The 19,221-nt window shown below is 73.7% G+C and carries 12 protein-coding genes; 3 read left to right on the top strand and 9 right to left on the bottom strand.

Annotation, left to right across the window (positions count from 1 at the left end):
* Positions 1 to 78: 78 nt before the first annotated feature.
* The 6 genes from ACZ4MF_RS27715 to ACZ4MF_RS27690 all read right to left on the bottom strand — a co-directional run bounded on the left by ACZ4MF_RS27715 (position 79) and on the right by ACZ4MF_RS27690 (position 12,291).
* Complete coding sequence (locus ACZ4MF_RS27715; RefSeq protein ID WP_467494601.1) at positions 79 to 1,041, bottom strand: serine/threonine-protein kinase; 963 nt, start codon at positions 1,039 to 1,041, stop codon at positions 79 to 81.
* 223 nt (positions 1,042 to 1,264) lie between these two features.
* Positions 1,265 to 2,995: a serine/threonine-protein kinase gene (locus ACZ4MF_RS27710; protein ID WP_467494600.1), complete on the bottom strand. Its 1,731-nt coding sequence runs from the start codon at positions 2,993 to 2,995 to the stop codon at positions 1,265 to 1,267.
* 134 nt (positions 2,996 to 3,129) lie between these two features.
* Positions 3,130 to 4,860 carry a serine/threonine-protein kinase gene (locus ACZ4MF_RS27705; protein ID WP_467494599.1) on the bottom strand — a complete coding sequence of 577 codons (1,731 nt, stop codon included), beginning with the start codon at positions 4,858 to 4,860 and terminating at the stop codon, positions 3,130 to 3,132.
* 162 nt (positions 4,861 to 5,022) lie between these two features.
* Positions 5,023 to 8,151 carry a protein kinase gene (locus tag ACZ4MF_RS27700; protein WP_467494598.1) on the bottom strand — a complete coding sequence of 1,043 codons (3,129 nt, stop codon included), beginning with the start codon at positions 8,149 to 8,151 and terminating at the stop codon, positions 5,023 to 5,025.
* A 163-nt stretch (positions 8,152 to 8,314) separates the two neighbouring features.
* Complete coding sequence (locus ACZ4MF_RS27695; protein ID WP_467494597.1) at positions 8,315 to 10,420, bottom strand: serine/threonine-protein kinase; 2,106 nt, start codon at positions 10,418 to 10,420, stop codon at positions 8,315 to 8,317.
* Between the two features lie 164 nt (positions 10,421 to 10,584).
* On the bottom strand, positions 10,585 to 12,291 hold the full coding sequence (locus ACZ4MF_RS27690) for a glycerol-3-phosphate dehydrogenase/oxidase (protein WP_467494596.1): 1,707 nt from the start codon (positions 12,289 to 12,291) through the stop codon (positions 10,585 to 10,587).
* A gap of 280 nt (positions 12,292 to 12,571) precedes the next feature.
* On the opposite strand from ACZ4MF_RS27690, the gene ACZ4MF_RS27685 reads away from it, so the two are divergent.
* The 3 genes from ACZ4MF_RS27685 to ACZ4MF_RS27675 all read left to right on the top strand — a co-directional run bounded on the left by ACZ4MF_RS27685 (position 12,572) and on the right by ACZ4MF_RS27675 (position 15,458).
* Positions 12,572 to 13,780, top strand: coding sequence for a nucleotide sugar dehydrogenase (locus ACZ4MF_RS27685; RefSeq protein ID WP_376291044.1), 1,209 nt, complete (start codon positions 12,572 to 12,574; stop codon positions 13,778 to 13,780).
* Between the two features lie 116 nt (positions 13,781 to 13,896).
* On the top strand, positions 13,897 to 14,316 hold the full coding sequence (locus ACZ4MF_RS27680) for a YciI family protein (protein WP_467494595.1): 420 nt from the start codon (positions 13,897 to 13,899) through the stop codon (positions 14,314 to 14,316).
* Positions 14,313 to 15,458, top strand: a complete 1,146-nt coding sequence (locus ACZ4MF_RS27675) for an RNA polymerase sigma factor (RefSeq protein WP_467494732.1) — start codon at positions 14,313 to 14,315, stop codon at positions 15,456 to 15,458. Before ACZ4MF_RS27680 ends, ACZ4MF_RS27675 begins: the two co-directional genes overlap by 4 nt.
* A gap of 57 nt (positions 15,459 to 15,515) precedes the next feature.
* Here the strand turns inward: ACZ4MF_RS27675 and ACZ4MF_RS27670 are convergent, their stop codons facing one another.
* The 3 genes from ACZ4MF_RS27670 to ACZ4MF_RS27660 form a co-directional block, all read right to left on the bottom strand.
* Positions 15,516 to 16,640 (bottom strand): GuaB3 family IMP dehydrogenase-related protein, encoded by a 1,125-nt coding sequence (locus tag ACZ4MF_RS27670; protein WP_356033467.1) that lies wholly within the window; start codon positions 16,638 to 16,640, stop codon positions 15,516 to 15,518.
* Positions 16,641 to 16,756: 116 nt separating this feature from the next.
* Positions 16,757 to 18,262 (bottom strand): IMP dehydrogenase, encoded by a 1,506-nt coding sequence (guaB, locus tag ACZ4MF_RS27665; RefSeq protein WP_467494594.1) that lies wholly within the window; start codon positions 18,260 to 18,262, stop codon positions 16,757 to 16,759.
* A 163-nt stretch (positions 18,263 to 18,425) separates the two neighbouring features.
* Positions 18,426 to 19,013 (bottom strand): sigma-70 family RNA polymerase sigma factor, encoded by a 588-nt coding sequence (locus tag ACZ4MF_RS27660; RefSeq protein ID WP_356033471.1) that lies wholly within the window; start codon positions 19,011 to 19,013, stop codon positions 18,426 to 18,428.
* Between the last annotated feature and the right edge of the window lie 208 nt (positions 19,014 to 19,221).

Here is a 19,221-nt window from a genome sequence, read left to right as displayed (position 1 = left end):
GACCTGCTCACACACTGCCAGTGATCACTGGCAGTGAATGTGCTGATCAGGGCGTTGACACCCACCCGAACAGAACGATCATTCGAGTCCGGCTTTTCTCGCCAGGAGCAGGCCGAGGGTGGTGCGCGGGGTGCGGCGACGCGGTGCTGCCACGGGGCCGGCCTCGGCCGCCTCGGCCGCCTGGACCTGCCGTACGGCCCGCGGCGGCACGGGCTCCGGTACGGGGGTGAGCCCGAGGTAGTCGTGGAGTGCGGCCGCGACCTCCGCCGCGTCGGGGCGGGCCGCCGGCTCGTCGGCGTTCAGCCGGTCCAGCAGCGGGCCGAGCGCACCCAGCCGCGCCTGGCCGGCGACCTCGACGGCTTCGGTGACCCCTGCGCCCTCGGTGGCCTCACTGTCCCCGCGGGCCTCGGTGTCCTCCCCCACCGCGGCCCGCAGCAGCGCGCCCAGGGACCACAGGTCGGAGGCCGGTCCGGCGCCGGGTCCCGCGGCGCGCTCCGGGGCGACGAACCCGGCGGGCGCCGCGCCGGGGTGGCCGTCGCCGGTTCCGAAGTCGGTGACGACGACCCGCCCGGTGCCGGACTCCAGCAGCACGTTGGCCGGCTTGACGTCCCGGTGCACGATGCCGACGGCGTGCGCGGCGCGCAGGGCGCCGAGGACGGCGAGCCCGATCCGGGCGGCCTCGACGGGCGGCAGGGGCCCACGCCGCAGCACCTCGCGCAGCGACTCGCCCTCCACCAACTCCATGACGATCCAGGGGACATGACCCTCGGCGACGACGTCCAGCACCGTGACGGCACAGGGGTGGCGCACCCGGGCGGCGGCCCGGGCCTCCGTGGAGAGCCGGTGAGCGATACGGCGGCTGTCCTCGTCGTCGGCCGGATCGCCGGGCAGCAGGGGCTCCTTGAGGGCGACCTGCCCCTGCCCGGCCTCGTCCTGTGCGCGCCAGACCGTCCCGGTGGGCCCGGAGCCGAGGCGACCGGTGAGCCGGTAGCGGCCACCGATCAGACGTGCGCCGGGCGGGTGTTCGCCGTCTTCAGTCATGCCCCATGAGTACCGTGTGCACCAGGCCGTTGTCGAAGCGAACGGTCAGCGCCGCGCGCGGGGGCGGCAGTTCGGGCGGTCGGTCCACCGGTGCGGGGTGAATCCGCGAGGCGCGGTGCGCACCTCCACGGCACCGCCGCCGCCCACGAAGTCCGCCGGTACCACCAACTCCCGCTCGGTGGCCGCACGTTCCAGCGCCGGATCCACAGGGGTCGGAATCCGGTCACGAAGCCGTGACCGAGAAGGTGTCCAGCGCCACGTCGAAGTACTCCCGCGCCTCCCGCACCTTGCCGACCGGCGCCGACACCCACACGTCGTACAGCCGCCCGGACTCCTCCCAGCACAGGTCGTAGGTGTGCCGCGGGCCCTCCGCCGCGCTGAAGCCGTCCCAGCTGAACTCCCAGAGCGCGGCCGGGTGTCCCGCGTGCACGGCGCGGGTGACCCGGCCGTCGTGGTAACCGGGGTTCGTGTGGGGGCCGTCGGCCGCCGACCGCTCCATCGCCGCCTGCGGGCCGCCCGGCCGGGCCGCGCCGACCCGGATGCCGAGGCGGAAGGTCCCGCCCGGCGAGAGGTAGAAGACGCGCTCGCCCTGCGGGCTGCGGGTGAAGTCCTCCGGTACGGCGAGGGAGTAGCCGGCCGGGTCCCGGGCCGTGCGGTAGCCGGAGGGCGCGGTACGGGAGTCGGTGCGCGTCGGCCCCGGCGAGGCGGTCGGCGAGGGGGGCGAGGGTGAGGTCGAGGGCGGACGGGTGCCGGTACTGCCCGTTCCGGTCGCCGGGGACGTCGCCGTACCGCCGGGGCTGCCGCCCCCTCCGGCGTCGTCCCCGTGCAGCAGCAGGGCGGCCGACACGCCGGCTCCGGCCAGCGCGGCGACGAGCACCGCCGCGATCAGCACCCCACGGGTGGCGGTCCGGGGCGGCGGGACGGCCGACGGAGCGGGGGCGGCGGGCGAGCGCGGCACGTCCGGCCGGGTCGGCGAGTAGGGCGCCACCGCCCCGGCCGTACGGCTCCCCGTGCGATGTCCCGTACGGCCGCCCGCGCCCGGCCGCGCCGTACGCCCCCCGCCGGTCCGGTGACCGCGCGCCCCGCCCGCCGCAGCGGCCGCGCCCGGTGCGTCCGGCGTCCGTCCCGTCTCCAGGTACGTCCGCAGCATGTCCTCGGCGTCGGCCGCGCCGAGCCGCCGGTCCGGGTCGCGCTCCAGCAGCCCCCGTACGACGGGCAGCAGCGGCTCGGCCTCGGCGGGTGGCCGGATCTCGGCGGCGACGACGGCGTGCAGGATGCCGCCGATCGAGTCGCGCCGGAACGGCGACTCGCCGCTGAGCGCCGTGCACAGCAGCGCGCCCAGCGACCACAGGTCGGACTCCGGCCCGGTGCGCACCCCCGACATCCGCTCGGGCGCGGTGTACTCGGGCGAGCCGACGAAGGAGCCCGTCTCGGTGAGCGTGGTGGCGCCCGCGACCTGCGCGATGCCGAAGTCGGTGAGCACGACCCGGCCGGTGCCCGACTCGATCAGCACGTTCGCGGGCTTGATGTCCCGGTGCAGCACCCCCGCCTCGTGCGCCGCGCGCACCGCGCTGAGCAGGGCGACGCCGATGCGCGCGGCCTCGGCGGCGTCGACCGGGCCGCGCCGGGCGATCCGGTCGGCGAGCGAGCCGCCCTCGACCAACTCCATGACCAGATACGGTCGTTCGTCCTGCTCCACGACGTCGTGCACGACGATGATGTGCGGATGCCGCAACTGGGCGACCGCCCGCGCCTCGCGGAACGTACGGTCCTGGCGGCGCCGCGTGTCGTCGTCCGGGAGCGCGTCGTCCGCGAGGATCTCCTTGACCGCGACCCGGCGCCCCAGCAACTCGTCGCTCGCCCGCCACACGACGCCCATGCCGCCGCGCCCGATGCGTGCCTCCAGACGGTAACGGCCCGCGATCACCCGGAAGTCGGCGCCCTCGGTCCCCATGCGCCCCATCATGCCGCACCGGACCCGCGCGCTCCGGGACACCGATCAGCCAAGCAGTACCGATCGACCAGCGGTTTTCGGCCGTATCAGCCGCGTCGGCCGCATCGGGCGCCCTCGGCGCTCCTGAGCGTCCGTCAGCTGTTGCCCGGTTCCTGCCAGCCCTGGAGCACCCACGTGAACTGCCTGCTGGTCCGCGCCCAGTCCTCGGCCGGCGTCGACATGTAGATGGCGTACTCGACGCCCGAACGGGAGTAGTACGTCTCCTCGATGGCGTGCCGCGGTCCGGCGACGTAGGGCGGGTCCTTCTTCAGCGCGTTCCAGGTGTACTCCCACAGCGCGCCCGGGCGGTCGCGGTAGATGTTCCCTTTCATCTGCACTTTTTTGTAGTCCACCAGCCGCTGGAGCTGTGTCTCCAGGTCCTTCTGGTGCAGAAGGGGCGTGGCGAAGTCCGGGGAGCCGTCGATGGCGATGCGCACGAAGTGCTTGCCGTCGTCCGGGCTGTAGTCGATCTGCTTGAGATTGCCCTGGATCTCGTAGACCTTCCGCTTCCAGCCCTTGGGCAGGGTGAGGCTGAAGCCGAGCGGGTCGTGGTGGGTCTCCCAGTCGGCCGGGATCGTGCCGTCGGGGTCCTGCGAGCTCGCGGCGCTCGCGGAGGGGTCGGTGGCCGGGCCCGCGCCGCCGCTCGACCCGGTGCTGCTCGCCGCCGCGCCCCACTCCTGGACGGCGACCGCCGCGCCGCCGCCGAGCACGGCGGCCGCCGCGACGACGAGGGCGAGGGTGCGCAGCCGGCGCCGGGGACGGCCCCGTCCCGCGCCGCCGCGGCCCGCGGGGCCCGCGGCCGATCCCGCCGGTCCGCGCGGGGCGGGTGCCACGGCCGTCGGTCCGGTCATCGAGCGGGCGGCGCCCGGCGCGGCCGGGTCGCCGTAGCCGGGGACGGTCGCGCCGGTGCCGTAACCGGTCCCGGAGGTGCCGGGGCCGTAGCCCGCGGAGGCGCTGCTGGTGTGCAGGCCGGAGTTCTGGGTCGGGACGAAGGCCTGCGCCGCGTCGGGGCGGCGGCCCTCCGCCGCCTCGGCGAGCAGTTGCTCCGCCTCCTCGGCGCCCGGCCGCCGGTCGGGCTCCTTGCGCAGCAGGGCGGATATGACGGGACCGAGCGCACCGGCGTGGCGCGTCTCGGCGGCCTCCTCCTCGACCACGGCCTGCATGGTGCTCAGCGGTGAGGTGCGGCGGAAGGGCGAGCGGCCCTCGACCGCCGTGTACAGCGTGGCGCCGAGCGCCCACAGGTCCGAGGACGGGCCCGGGTCGTGGCCGCGCACCCGCTCCGGCGCGAGATAGTCGACCGAGCCGACGACCTCTCCGGTGCGGGTGATGGTGGAGTCGCCCTCGATCTGGGCGATGCCGAAGTCGGTGAGCAGGACCCGGCCGTCCTTGCCGAGGAGTACGTTGCCCGGCTTGACGTCCCGGTGCAGCACACCGGCGGAGTGCGCGGCGCGCAGCGCCCGCAGTACCCACAGGCCGATCCGCGCGGCCTCCCGCGGCTCCACGCGGCCGCGCTCCTTGACCTCGTCGGCCAGCGAGTTGCCCTCGACCAGCTCCATGACGATCCACGGGCGGCCGTCGTGTTCGAGGACGTCGTGCACGGTGACGACGGCGGAGTGGTTGATGCGCGCGGCGGCCCGGGCCTCGGCCCGGGTACGGGCGAGCAGCACGGCCCGGTCGCTGTCCGAGACGTAGAGGGCCGCCGTCAACTCCTTGACGGCGACCGTCCGGTGCAGCACCTCGTCGTGGGCGCGCCACACCCGGCCCATGCCGCCGCTGCCGATGGAATCGGCGAGCCGGTAGCGGCCCGCTATGAGCAGGCCCTGCATCTGATTCACGTTGCCCCGCAATGCTCTTGACAGGCTCAGACTAAGGACCGGCCCGCCCGCAGGGAACCAGCGGGGTACCAAGGTGACAGCACTGTGACGCTTGTCGCCTGCCCAGGCGCTTCCCGCCGGTTACCCGGCGCGCTCAACCGGTGCCCGTGGCGCTCAACCGGTGTAGGTGTACGTCTCGGTGGCCTGCTCGTACAACCGGGTCACCTGGTCCCGCTCGGACTCCGGGCCACGGACCTGGATGATGTGGTAGCGGCCGTTCAGCAGGATCGCCATGTTGCGCACGAACAGGTCGCGCCCCTGCCCGTCGGTCCAGGTGAACTGCCCCTCGGCCATGGTCCGTCCGCCCACCTCGATGGTCCGCAGCCCGGTGGCCGTGGCCCAGCTGGAGTCCCGGTACGGCTGCAGCTCGCTCTCCTTGTCCCGCTGGTACGCCATCGGGTCACTGCCGTAGGCCGCCGCGCTGTCCCTTCCGGGTACGACGATCAACTCGAAGTTCCCCTGCCCGTACACGACCTCCCCGCTGCCGTTCTTCGGGGTGCGGCCCCAGCCCTTGGCGACGGCGATCTTGAAGCCGCCGGGGTCGGTGCGCAGAGTGAATCCGTCGGCGACGCTCGGATCGCCCCCGGTCTGGGTCTGGGTGGCGGGCGCGGACCCGGAGGGACCGGCGTCCGCGGACTGCCCGGAGGAGGGCTGTGGGGCGGAGGGCTGCGGGTCGTGCGAGGGCGCGGGGCTCGCCTCCCCCGCGCTGCCGGTCCGGTCGCCGCCGGCCGCTCCGTCGTGCCCCTGCTTGGGCAGGAACAGCATCGCGTACGCGATCGCGCCGGCCAGCAGGAGCAGGATCAGTACAAGCAGGGTCCGGCCGAGACCGCGCGGCGAACGCGCCTCGCCCCCGGCCCGCTCCGAGGACCGCTTGTGCCGGCCGTGCGGCGAGGCCTCCGCCGCACGGGAGCGCCGGCGCCGCAGCCGCACCAGCTCGCCGCGGCGCCGGACGATCGGCAGCCGGCGCGGGTCGCTGGGCGGCACGGTCACCACGCGCGTACCGGCGTCGGGTTCGGGCGCGGACCGCACCAACGACCGCAGCCAGCCGCCCAGTTCCTCGAAGTCGAGTCGCTCGGTCGGATCCTGCCGGAGCAACGACTCCACGACCGGCCGCAGCGGGCCGCACTCCTCGGCGAAGGCGGGCGGCTCGGCGCACACGAGCTGCACCAGCTCCGCCGTCGACTCCTCCGGGTACGGCGCATGCCCCTGCACCGCCCGGAACAGCAACGCCCCGAGCGCCCACAGGTCGGTCGCGGGCCCGATCGGCGCCGCCAGCTGCCAGTTCTCGTGCACGGGCCCGGCCTGCTCCGGCGCCCACCGCTCGGTCACCGGCCCGACCACCGTCATCCGCACCTGCCGCGCCCTCTCGGCCGCCAGAGCGGTCACGGGCCCACGCGGAGGCCCGGCCAGAACACCAGACTCATCCCAGCGAGAGGCACCGGCGGACTGCGAGGGCAGAACCTGACGGGCGGCATCGACGCCGGAGCGGGGGGAGGAGAGCTGCTCGGGGGCGGCGGGGGGCCGGTTGGGGGCATGTGGGTTCTGGCCGGGGGCGAGCGGGCTCTGGCCGGGGACAGCGGGGGCCTGGCCGGGGACGAACGGGTCCCGGCCGGGGGCCAGCGGGCTCTGACCGGGCGCGGCTGCGTTCCGGCCCGGGACAGCGGGGGCCTGGCCGGGGCTGACAGGGCCCTGACCGGGTGCGAGCGGGCTCTGGCCCGGTACGGCGGAGTTCTGGCCGGGGACGAACGGGTCCCGGCCGGGGGCCAGCGGGCTCTGACCGGGCGCGGCTGCGTTCCGGCCCGGGACAGCGGGGGCCTGGCCGGGGCTGACAGGGCCCTGACCGGGTGCGAGCGGGCTCTGGCCCGGTACGGCGGAGTTCTGGCCGGGGACGAGCGGGTTCCGGCCGAGTGCGGCGGGGTTCTGGCCGGGGACGACAGGGTTCTGGCCCGGCATGGCCGAGGGGCGCCGTCCGTCCGAGGACAGCCCGTGGCCGCCGTGGGGGTTTGCTCCCGGGGCGGGGAGTGTCGGGTCGGCGCCGTAGGTGCTGCCCTCGACGGGCGGGCGGGCGCCGGGCAGTGCGGGGCGTCCGGTCTGCCGGGACTCCTGCACCCGGGCGGCGGCGCGCGCGCCCGCGCGATACGCGGCGATGGCTCCGGCGCGAGCGGCCCGGATGTCGGCCCCGCCCGTACCGCTCGCTCCGCTCTCCAGGGCCCGCGGTCCTGGCGTATCGGCGCCGCCCGACGTCCCGTCGGCGCCCGGCAGGCCGCCGGCCGCCCTCGCCCGGATCGCCGCCCGGCGCGCGGCCTCGGGGTCGACGTCGGCGGACGGAACACCGCCCGCCGGGCCACCGGAAGAGGCGGCGACTCCCCGCCCACCGCCGAACGCGCCGTCGGCACCGTCCGCACCGGCAGCCGCCGCCCACCCTCCGGCGAACGCACCCCCACCCCGCCCCGCAGGCCCACCCACGCGACCGCCGCCCGGGCCGCCGGGGCCGCCGGTGGACGCCGTCCCGGCCTCCGGCTCGACGCGCTCCAGGCCCGCCGGACCCACCAGACCCACAGGTCCCGCCGTTTCCGGCCCGCCCGGCGTCCCGGGAATTCCCTCGTTCGGTGCGTCGTCAAGGCTCGGTACCGGGTCGTACCCGCTCAGCGCCTCCTCCGCCGCGCCGACCGCGAGGCCGGTCAGCATCACGCGGCCGTCGTCGCAGACGAGCACCGTACGGGCCGTGATGTTGCGATGCACCCAGCCATGGGCGTGCAGCACCCGCAGTGCCATGAGCACGTCGGAGGCGACCTCGGCCGCCCGGTACGGCGACAGCGGCTGCTCGGCGAGGAACGCGGACAGCGGGCGCGCCGCGACCCACTCGCTGACGATCCACAGCGACCCGCCCTCTGCGAACACGTCGAAGACCTGGTCCAGCCGGGGATGGTCGGGGATGCGGGCGGCCGCCTGCGCGGCCTCGACGGCGCGCCGTACGGCCGGGTCGGCGGGCCGGCGGGTGGCCGTACGGGCATCCGGCGCCGTCCGCCGGGCCCCGCGCTCGCGCGCCGTGAACCCCTCGGGCAGTCCCTCCGCGTCGAGCACCTCGGCCTCGACGACCTCCGGCAACGGCACCTGCCGGACGAGGACTTCCTGCCCGCTGTAGGTGTCGAAGGCGCGGGTCTCGGTGAGTTCGTACTCGTCGGAGGGCGGCAGCGGCAGGCGGTAGCGGTCGGCGAGCACCCGACCCGCGTAGTCGTCCACGTTGCCTCCCCCGGCCGCCCGGTTGGTCACATCCGTTCGCCTCGCGCCCCGTTTCGCACACTCATACGGCTGCGTACGGTCCGCAACCATTCACGATACGTGCCGGAGGCAACCCGCATTGAGCGGATACCGGATTGTGACGCCCCAAACCGCCGTACGGTGATTACGACTTGGGTGTGAAGGACGCCGTCAGCGTCTTCCAGGTGTCCTCGCGCAGAGCGCTGTCCCAGTCCGCGTCCTTCGCGGTGTACATCAGCCCGTAGCCGAGACTGCCGTTGACGACGAATCCCCGGTCGATGGTGTGGTACTTGGCGCCGTCGACGTACGTGAACTCCCAGTCGGCCGTGTTCCAGTTGCGGTAGTCCACCTTCTCTATGCGGACCTTGTGGTACTGGGAACGCACCATGTAGCGCTCCTGGTTCTTCCAGTCCGCCACCGGGTCGTCCTTGGGCGTGGTCGTCCACGCGACGAGCAGCTTCTGTCCGTCGGGGCCGGTGTAGCGGTCGCCGGCGCTGTCGCTGGACCCGTACGACCAGCCCTTGGGCAGCCCGATCGAGTAGCCCTGGCCGCCCTTGCGGGTCGACACCGCCGGCGCGCTGCCGCCGCCCTTCGCGGCGGACGAGCCGGAGCCGGCGGCGGACGCGCTCGCGCCGCCGCCGGACCGGTCGCCCGACGGCGTGCCGCCGGCGGACGACGGGCTCGACCCCTTCGCCCGCGCGGCGCCGCCCGTGCCACGGTCCTCCTTGGTGGACGCGCTCGCGCTCGCCGCCCTGGCCCCGCTGCCGTTGTCGTTGCTGTCGCCGCCGCTGAGGGCGAAGGCGAGCACGGTGCCGAGCACGGCGAGGGCGACCACCACGGCGATGATCACCAGCGTGCGCCGGGGCACCACGTCGGTCAGCGGCGCCCTCGGCACCGGCCGCGGCGGCAGGTCCAGGTCCGGCGGCGGCATTACCGGCCAGCCCGAACTCGGCTTGCTCGCACCGGAGTTCGGCCCGCCCGCGGCGGACGGGGCCGTACCGGTCCGCCGTGCGCCACCCTCCGCAGGCCCACCGGGCCGTCCGGAGCCGGAGGCGCCGGGTCGGTTTGCGCCGGCGACAGGACCGGCCGCGCCCGCGGAACCGGTCGTACGCGCGCCACCCCCCGACCCGCTCGCACCACGCGTACCGCTCGTAGCGGCCGTGCCGCTCGCGGCCGCCGGGCCGCCGCCCGCGGGGGGCGCGCTCGGGTCGCCGCCGCTCTTCGCCCGCGTCGCGGCCGCGGCCGAGGCGGCGCCCGCCGCCTTGCGGACCGACCGCAGCGCGCCGCGCAGCTTGTCCGCGGCCTCCTCGCTCCGTCGACCCCCGGCCGGTCCGGGCTGCGGCGGCAGCGGAACCACCCGGGTGGCGTCCATCGGCTCCGGCTCGGGCGCGCGGATCACCTTGTTGAACTCGGAGCGGGCGCCCGCGTCGTCGAGCCGCTTGGCCGGGTCCTTGGTGAGCAGGCCGTAGATGACGTCCCGCAGCGGGCCCGCGTTCTTGGGCTCCTCCAGCGGCTCGGTCATCACCGCGGTGAGCGTGGCGATCGCCGAACCCTTGTCGTACGGCGGAGTGCCCTCCACCGCCGCGTACAGCAGGCCGCCGAGGGACCACAGGTCGGCCGCCGGGCCCGGCTTGTGGCCGCGGGCACGCTCCGGGGAGATGTAGGAGGGGGCGCCGACGAGCATGCCGGTGGAGGTGATGGACGGGTCGCCCTCGACCTGGGCGATGCCGAAGTCGGTGAGCACGACCCGGCCGTCCTCGGCGATGAGCACGTTGGACGGCTTCACGTCCCGGTGCAGGATGCCCTCGCGGTGCGCCGAGCGCAGCACGTCGAGGACGGCGAGCCCGACCTCGGCGGCGCGCTTCGGCTCCAGCAGACCGTCCTCGCGGATGACCTCGGCGAGGGACTTGCCCTCCACCAACTCCATGACGATCCAGGGCCGGTCGTCCTCGTCGACGACGTCGAAGACCGTCACCGCGCTGTTGTTGCGGATCCGGGCGATCGCCTTGGCCTCGCGCAGGGTGCGCGTGATCAGACGCCGCTTCTCCTCCTCGTCGATGTTCGACGGGAACCGCAGCTCCTTGACGGCCACCGTCCGGCCCAGGGTCTCGTCCTCGGCCCGCCACACGGTGCCCATGCCGCCGCGGCCCAGCACATCTCCCAGCCGGTACCGCCCGGCGAGGAGACGACGCTCGCTCTTGTCCTGACGAGTCTCCTGACGAGAAGTGCCCGCCCGCTCCGCCTCCGACATGCGTCCCCTCATGCAACCCGCCCTGACAGAGCCTCCATTGTCTCTCACCCGACAAGTGCCCGTCGCCCAGGGGCCTACCTGAAGCAGCTGTTCCGCTTATCGGGATGAGGGGTTGCAAGAGGGGAGGAACCGGGACCCTGACACCGCTTCAGGGTCTGACGCGGCTACAGCGGCACGATGTCCGGCGCCCCCAGCCGGGCCGCGTCCGCCGTCAGGTCGTCGGGCTGGAGCTGGGACTCGCGCTCGGCCTCCACCCGCTTCTCGTAGTGCTCGACCTCTCTCTCGACCTGGCCCTTGTCCCAGCCGAGGACCGGCGCCATCAGCTCGGCCGCCTCGCGCGCGCAGCGCGTGCCCCGGTCGAAGGTCTCGGTGGAGATGCGGGTACGGCGGGTGAGGACGTCGTCCAGGTGCCGGGCGCCCTCGTGGGAGGCGGCGTAGACCACCTCGGCGCGCAGATGGTCGTCGGCACCGGTCAACGGCGCGCCCAGCGCGGGGTCGGCGGCGACGAGGTCCAGGACCTCCTCGGCCAGCGAGCCGTACCGGTTCAGCAGATGCTCGACGCGGGCCACGTGCACTCCGGTGCGGGCGGCGATGCGCGCGCGTGCGTTCCACAGCGCCTGGTACCCCTCGGCGCCCAGCAGCGGGGTCTCCTCGGTCACGCAGTCGGCGACGCGCATGTCCAGGCCGTGCACCGCCTCGTCGACGGCGTCCTTGGCCATCACGCGGTAGGTGGTGTACTTGCCGCCCGCGACGACCACGAGCCCCGGCGCCGGATGGGCGACCGTGTGCTCGCGGGACAGCTTGCTCGTGGCGTCCGACTCCCCGGCGAGCAGCGGGCGCAGGCCCGCGTACACGCCCTGGACGTCGTCGCGGCCGAGCGGGACCGCCAGCACGGAGTTGACGTGCTCCAGCAGGTAGTCGATGTCGGCGCTGGACGCGGCCGGATGGGCCTTGTCGAGGTCCCAGTCGGTGTCGGTGGTGCCGATGATCCAGTGCCGGCCCCAGGGGATGACGAAGAGGACGGACTTCTCGGTGCGCAGGATCAGGCCGCTGGTGGAGTGGATGCGGTCCTTGGGCACGACGAGGTGGATGCCCTTGGAGGCGCGGACGTGGAACTGGCCGCGCTCGCCCACCATGGCCTGGGTGTCGTCGGTCCACACGCCCGTCGCGTTGACGATCTGTTTGGCGCGGATCTCGTACTCCCCGCCGCCCTCGACGTCCCGCAGCCGCGCGCCGACGACCCGGTCGCCCTCGCGCAGGAACCCGGTCACGCGCGCGCGGTTGGCCACCTTCGCGCCGAAGGACGCGGCGGTGCGCACCAGGGTGGCCACGAAGCGGGCGTCGTCCACCTGGGCGTCGTAGTACTGCAGGGCGCCGACCAGCGCGTCCTTCTTCAGGCAGGGGGCGACGCGCAGGGCGTGACGGCGGGTCAGATGCCGGTGCAGGGGCAGGCCCCGGCCGTGTCCGCGCGCCATGGACATCGCGTCGTACAGGGCCACGCCCGAGCCGGCGTAGAGCCGCTCCCAGCCCTTGTGCTGCAACGGGTAGAGGAACGGCACCGGCTTGACCAGGTGCGGGGCGAGCCGCTCCAGCAGCAGCCCGCGCTCCTTCAACGCCTCCCGTACGAGGGCGAAGTCGAGCATCTCCAGGTAGCGCAGGCCGCCGTGGATGAGCTTGCTGGACCGGCTGGAGGTGCCGGACGCCCAGTCGCGGGCCTCGACGAGACCGGTGGACAGACCGCGCGTGACAGCGTCCAGCGCCGTACCGGCACCGACGACTCCACCGCCGACCACCAGCACGTCCAGCTCGCGCTCCGCCATCGCCGCCAGTGCCTCGGCGCGCTGCTCAGGGCCCAGAGTCGCTGTCCTCACCGCTGCCTCCCGCTGTCGCACTCGCTCGCGTCGGCCGCACCCGGTGGGCGAAGCCCGGTTCATCCCCTCCTCATGCCCAAATTCTGACCGGCTTGCCCGGCTTCAGCCACCACGGGCTTCCACGCTGTGGACAACTCACGCACAACCCTCGGAAGACACACGAACACAATCACACATAACGGTCATATCTCTACCTAGGCTGACATCGTGCCCGCTCAGGCTGTCCACAGCGGTTGCGCACCTGTCCCGCTTCGGCTACTGGGAAGGACGGCTCACGCCAATGCCCGCAGACCTCGCCGTCATCGGACTCGGTCCCTACGGCTTGCCGCTCGCCCAGGCCGCCGTCGCCGCCGGCATCTCCACCATCGGCTACGCCACGGGCCCCGAGGCGGGCTCGCTCAGCCCGGCCGAGCTGCGCCGCATGCACGCCGCGGGCTTCCGGCCCGGCACCGACGCCGCCCAGCTCGGCCGGGTGCGCACCGCCGTGATCTGCGCGCCGACCCCGCGCGACGCCGACGGCGGGCTCGACCTCGGCCAGGTGGAGGCGGCCGCCCGCACCCTGGCCGAACGGCTGCGCCCGCACACCACCGTCATCCTGGAGTCCCCCGTCCTGCCCGGCACGACGGAGAACTTCCTGCGGCCGCTGCTGGAGAAGGGCTCGGGGCTGCGCGCCGGGCGCGACTTCCACCTCGCCTACGCGCCCAGCCGCGTCGACCCCGGCAACCGCGACCACACCCCCGCCGGCACCCCCAAGGTCATCGGCGGCCTCACCCCCGCCTGCACCGAGTCGGCCGCCGCCTTCTACGGCCGGCTCACCGACAAGGTCGTCCGCGCGCGCGGGCTGCGCGAGGCGGAGACCGTACAACTGCTGGAGACCAACTTCCGGCACGTCAACATCGCGCTCGTCAACGAGATGGCCGTCCTCTGCTACGAGCTCGGCGTCGACCTGTGGGACGTCATCCGCTGCGCGGAGACCAAGCCCTTCGGCTTCCAGGCCTTCCGCCCCGGCCCCGGCGTCGGCGGGCACGGCGTCCCGCAGGACCTCACCGGCCACGCCACCCGCACGCTGCGCATCGTGGAACTGGCCCAGCAGGTCAACCACCGCATGCCGCGCTACGTCGTCCAGCGCGCCGCCACCCTCCTCAACGAGTACGGCAAGTCCGCCCGGGGCGCGCGCGTGCTGCTGCTCGGCGTCACCTACAAGGCCGACCTCGCCGACCTCCAGGGCACACCGGCCCAGGAGGTCGCGATCCGGCTGATGGAGATGGGCGCCTCGGTGAGCTACCACGACCCGTACGTGGCCGCGTGGAACGTCCTGGACCGCCCGGTCCCGCGCGCGGACTCGCTCTACGAGGCGGCCGCCGAAGCCGACCTGACGATCCTGCTCCAGCAGCACCGCACATACGACCTGCAAGGCCTGTCGGTGAAGGCCCAGCTCCTCCTGGACACCCGCGGCGCCACGCCGACGGGGGCGGCGCACCGGCTCTGAGCGGGCGGAATCGCTCTCCGGAGAAATATCGGCCGACGATGTCGAGAACCCGCGTCCGGCTCCGTCCCCGGGGTGAACGCGACCACAATGGATCGCACCAGGCGAGGAGAGACACGATGGCCAAGTACCTGCTGCTGAAGCACTACCGCGGCGCCCCGGCCGCGGTCAACGACGTGCCGATGGACCGGTGGACGCCGGAGGAGATCTCGGCGCACGTGCAGTACATGAACGACTTCGCGGCCCGGCTGGAGAAGAGCGGCGAGTTCATCGACGGCCAGGCGCTCGCCCCCGAAGGGGCCTGGGTCCGGTACGACGGCGAGGGGCGCCCGCCGGTCACCGACGGCCCGTTCGCCGAGACCAAGGACCTGATCGCCGGCTGGATGGTGATCGACGTCGACAGCGACGAGCGCGCCGTCGAGCTGGCCGGGGAGCTGTCGGCCGCCCCGGGTGCGGGCGGGAAGCCGATCCACGAGTGGCTGGAGGTGCGCCCGTTCCTGACCGCGTCGCCCACCATCACGGAGTGCTTTCACTCGTGAACGAGGCCCTGCTGAGGAGCCTCACGCCGAGCGTGCTCGCCGTCCTCGTCCGCCGCGGAGCCGACTTCGCGGCGGCCGAGGACGCCGTACAGGACGCGCTGGTCGAGGCGGTCCGCGTCTGGCCGGCCGAGCCGCCGCGCGATCCGAAGGGCTGGCTGGTCACCGTGGCCTGGCGCCGGTTCCTCGACGCGACCCGCGCGGACACCGCGCGCCGCCGGCGTGAGGACCTCGTCGACGCGGAACCGGCCACCGGTCCCGCGTCCGCGGCCGACGACACGCTCCAGCTCTACTTCCTCTGCGCCCACCCCTCGCTGACACCGTCGTCCGCCGTCGCGCTCACGCTGCGTGCCGTCGGCGGGCTGACCACCCGCCAGATCGCCCAGGCCTATCTGGTGCCCGAGGCGACCATGGCGCAGCGCATCAGCCGGGCCAAGCGCACCGTCTCCGGCGTGCGCCTCGACCAGCCCGGTGACGTGGCCACCGTGCTGCGCGTCCTCTACCTGGTCTTCAACGAGGGCTACTCCGGCGACGTCGACCTCGCCGCGGAGGCCATCCGGCTCACCCGGCAGCTCGCGGCCCAGGTCGACCACCCCGAGGCGGCGGGGCTGCTGGCCCTGATGCTGCTCCACCACGCGCGGCGCGCCGCGCGGACCGCGCCCGACGGCGGCCTCGTACCGCTCGCGGAGCAGGACCGCGGCCGGTGGGACACCGCGCTGATCGCCGAGGGCGTCGAGATCCTGCAGACGGCCCTCGCCCGCGACCGGCTGGGCGAGTTCCAGGCCCAGGCCGCCGTCGCCGCACTCCACGCGGACGCGCCCACCGCGCAGGAGACCGACTGGGTGCAGATCGTCGAGTGGTACGACGAGCTCGCGCGCCTCACCGACAGCCCGGTCGTCCGGCTCAACCGCGCGGTCGCCGTCGGCGAGGCCGACGGACCGCGCGCCGGCCTCGCGGCGCTCGCCGAGCTGGACGACTCACTGCCCCGCCACACCGCGGTGGCGGCGTACCTCCACGAGCGCGACGGCGACCTGGCGACGGCGGCACGGCTGTACGCCGAGGCGGCCCACAAGGCACCCCACCTCGCCGAGCGCGACCACCTGACACGCCAGGCCGCCCGGCTCAACGCCCGCCGGTGTCGCTGACGGGCCGTGCGGGACCCCCACCGCACCGGTGGACGGGGCCCCGCGGCGTCGTACGGGTCAGCGGCGGTGCTGGCTGTCCGCGACGGTGACCTCGACCCGCTGGAACTCCTTCAGCTCGCTGTAGCCGGTCGTGGCCATGGCGCGGCGCAGGGCGCCGAAGAAGTTCATCGAGCCGTCGGGGGTGTGGGACGGGCCGGTGAGGATCTCCTCGATCGTGCCGACCGTGCCGAGATCGACCTTCTGGCCGCGGGGCAGCTCCTCGTTGACCGCCTCCATGCCCCAGTGGTGGCCCTTGCCCGGCGCGTCCGTGCCGCGCGCCAGCGGGGAGCCCATCATCACCGCGTCGGCGCCGCAGGCGATCGCCTTGGGCAGGTCGCCGGACCAGCCGACGCCGCCGTCCGCGATCACGTGCACGTACCGGCCGCCGGACTCGTCCATGTAGTCCCGGCGGGCCGCGGCCACGTCGGCGACGGCCGTGGCCATCGGGACCTGGATGCCCAGCACGTTGCGCGTGGTGTGCGCGGCGCCGCCGCCGAAGCCGACCAGCACACCGGCCGCGCCCGTGCGCATCAGGTGCAGGGCCGCGGTGTACGTGGCGCAGCCGCCGACGATCACCGGGACGTCCAGCTCGTAGATGAACTGCTTCAGGTTCAGCGGCTCGTGCGAGGACGAGACGTGCTCCGCCGAGACCGTCGTACCGCGGATCACGAAGATGTCCACGCCCGCGTCGACGACCGCCTTGGAGAACTGGGCCGTGCGCTGCGGGGAGAGCGCGGCCGCCGTGACCACGCCCGAGTCGCGCACCTCCTTGATGCGCGCGCCGATCAGCTCCTCCTTGATCGGCGCGGCGTAGATCTCCTGGAGGCGGCGCGTCGCCTGCTCGGCGGGCAGCTGGGCGATCTCGTCCAGCAGCGGCTGGGGGTCCTCGTGCCGCGTCCACAGACCTTCGAGGTTGAGGACACCCAGGCCGCCCAGCTCACCGATGCGGATCGCGGTGGCCGGGGAGACGACCGAGTCCATGGGGGCGGCCAGGAAGGGCAGCTCGAAGCGGTAGGCGTCGATCTGCCAGGCGATCGAGACCTCCTTCGGGTCCCGCGTACGGCGGCTGGGGACGACGGCGATGTCGTCGAAGGCGTACGCCCTGCGGCCCCGCTTGCCGCGCCCGATCTCGATCTCAGTCACGTCTTGGCCTTTCCCTGATGCGTTTCAGCGTCTCCCAGTATCGCCGACGGGTACGACAACGGCGGCCCCGGATGCTCCGGGGCCGCCCTTTTCCTGCCGTCACGCGTACGCGTGCGTCACTTCCTGCTGTAGTTCGGCGCCTCGACCGTCATCTGGATGTCGTGCGGGTGGCTCTCCTTCAGGCCCGCCGAGGTGATCCGCACGAACCGGCCGCCCGCCTGGAGGTCGGGCACGGTCCTGCCGCCGACGTAGAACATCGACTGGCGCAGACCGCCGACCAGCTGGTGGACGACGGAGGCCAGCGGGCCGCGGTAGGGCACCTGGCCCTCGATGCCCTCGGGGATCAGCTGCTCGTCGGAGGCGACGCCCTCCTGGAAGTAGCGGTCCTTGGAGAACGACTTGCGGTCGCCGCGGGTCTGCATGGCACCGAGGGAGCCCATGCCGCGGTACGACTTGAACTGCTTGCCGTTGATGAACAGCAGCTCGCCCGGGGACTCCTCGCAGCCCGCGAGCAGCGAGCCGAGCATCACCGTGTCGGCGCCCGCGACCAGGGCCTTGGCGATGTCGCCGGAGTACTGCAGACCGCCGTCGCCGATGACCGGGACACCGGCCGCCTTGGCGGCGAGCGCGGCCTCGTAGATCGCGGTGACCTGCGGGACGCCGACACCGGCGACCACGCGCGTGGTGCAGATGGAGCCCGGTCCGACACCGACCTTGATGCCGTCGGCGCCCGCGTCGACCAGCGCCTGGGCGCCGTCGCGGGTGGCGACGTTGCCGCCGATGACGTCGACGCCGGCGGCGTTCGACTTGATCTTGGCGATCATGTCGCCGACCAGCCGGGAGTGGCCGTGCGCGGTGTCCACGACGATGAAGTCGGCACCGGCCTCGACCAGGGCCTGGGCGCGCTCGTAGGAGTCACCGGCCACGCCGACCGCCGCGCCGACCAGCAGCCGGCCCTCGGAGTCCTTCGCGGCGTTCGGGTACTGCTCGGCCTTGACGAAGTCCTTGACGGTGATCAGGCCCTTGAGGACACCCTCGTCGTCGACCAGCGGCAGCTTCTCGATCTTGTGCTTGCGCAGCAGCTCCATCGCCTCGGCACCGGAGATGCCGACCTTGCCGGTGACCAGCGGCATCGGGGTCATGACCTCGTGCACGCGGCGGCTGCGGTCGCTCTCGAAGGCCATGTCACGGTTGGTGACGATGCCGAGGAGCTTCTTGTCGCCGTCCGTCACCGGGACGCCGCTGATGCGGAACCTGGCACACAGCGCGTCGGCCTCGGCGAGCGTGGCCTCCGGGTGGATGGTGATGGGGTCCGTGACCATGCCGGACTCGGAGCGCTTCACCAGGTCGACCTGGTTGGCCTGGTCCTCGATGGAGAGGTTGCGGTGCAGCACGCCCACGCCGCCCTGGCGGGCCATCGCGATCGCCATGCGGGACTCGGTCACCTTGTCCATGGCGGCGGACAGCAGCGGGATGTTGACCCGCACATTCCTGGAGACGTACGAGGCGGTGTCGATCTCGTCGGGCGCCATGTCCGACGCGCCCGGCAGCAGCAGCACGTCGTCGTAGGTCAGCCCGAGTGTCGCGAATTTACCGGGCACTCCGTCGACGTTGGCAGTCATGACACCTTCCCCAAATGGCCTTGATCGGTGCGGATGTCCATGCTAACGGGAAGCGCCGCTAGCAAATTCCACGGTACGGGGTGGCTTCAGGCTTCGTATGTTCGTACGGAAGCGGAAGCGTGACTGTTCAACAACGGGAGCCGCAGGGGCTCCGCTCAAGGTGTCACTGCTCGGCGAGCGCCCTCAGGCGGCTCAGCGCGCGGTGCTGGGCGACCCGGACCGCGCCGGGTGACATTCCCAACATCTGTCCCGTCTCCTCCGCGGTCAAGCCCACGGCGATGCGCAGCAGGAGCAGTTCGCGCTGGTTCTCGGGGAGGTTGGCCAGCAGTTTCTTGGCCCACGCGGCGTCGCTGTTGAGCAGGGCGCGCTCCTCGGGACCGAGGGAGTCGTCGGGGCGCTCCGGCATCTCGTCCGAGGGGACGACCGTGGAGCCCGGGTGGCGCATCGCCGCGCGCTGGAGGTCGGCCACCTTGTGCGAGGCGATGGCGAAGACGAACGCCTCGAAGGGGCGGCCGGTGTCGCGGTAGCGCGGCAGGGCCAACAGGACCGCGACGCAGACCTCCTGGGCGAGGTCCTCGACGAAGTGACGCGCGTCGCCCGGCAGCCGGGACAGCCGGGTGCGGCAGTAGCGCAGCGCGAGGGGGTGGACATGGGCGAGCAGATCGTGCGTGGCCTGCTCGTCCCCGTCGACGGCACGATGCACGAGCGCACCGATCGCCCCCTGGGCCGTGCCCGCATCGTCGTCGCGCATCGGTCCATGGTGCCTTGCGGCCGTCCGGTCCGTCGCATTGTGCTCGTGGTTGTGCACCGAAGCGTTATGAGCAGGTGCGCCGGCACTCATCTCCTGCGCCCTCCCCTTCCGCTCGACCGACTCGTCCCCGAGAGACTCCACATCTCAAGGATGCGGCATCCGCGCCGAAACGAGCGTCGCGCGTACGGCGTGCTGCCTTGCGCGCCAC

The sequence above is a fragment of the Streptomyces sp. NPDC025793 genome, from assembly GCF_055558375.1.
Note: the sequence above shows the minus strand (reverse complement) of the source record. Positions and strands in the feature narration are given on the sequence as shown.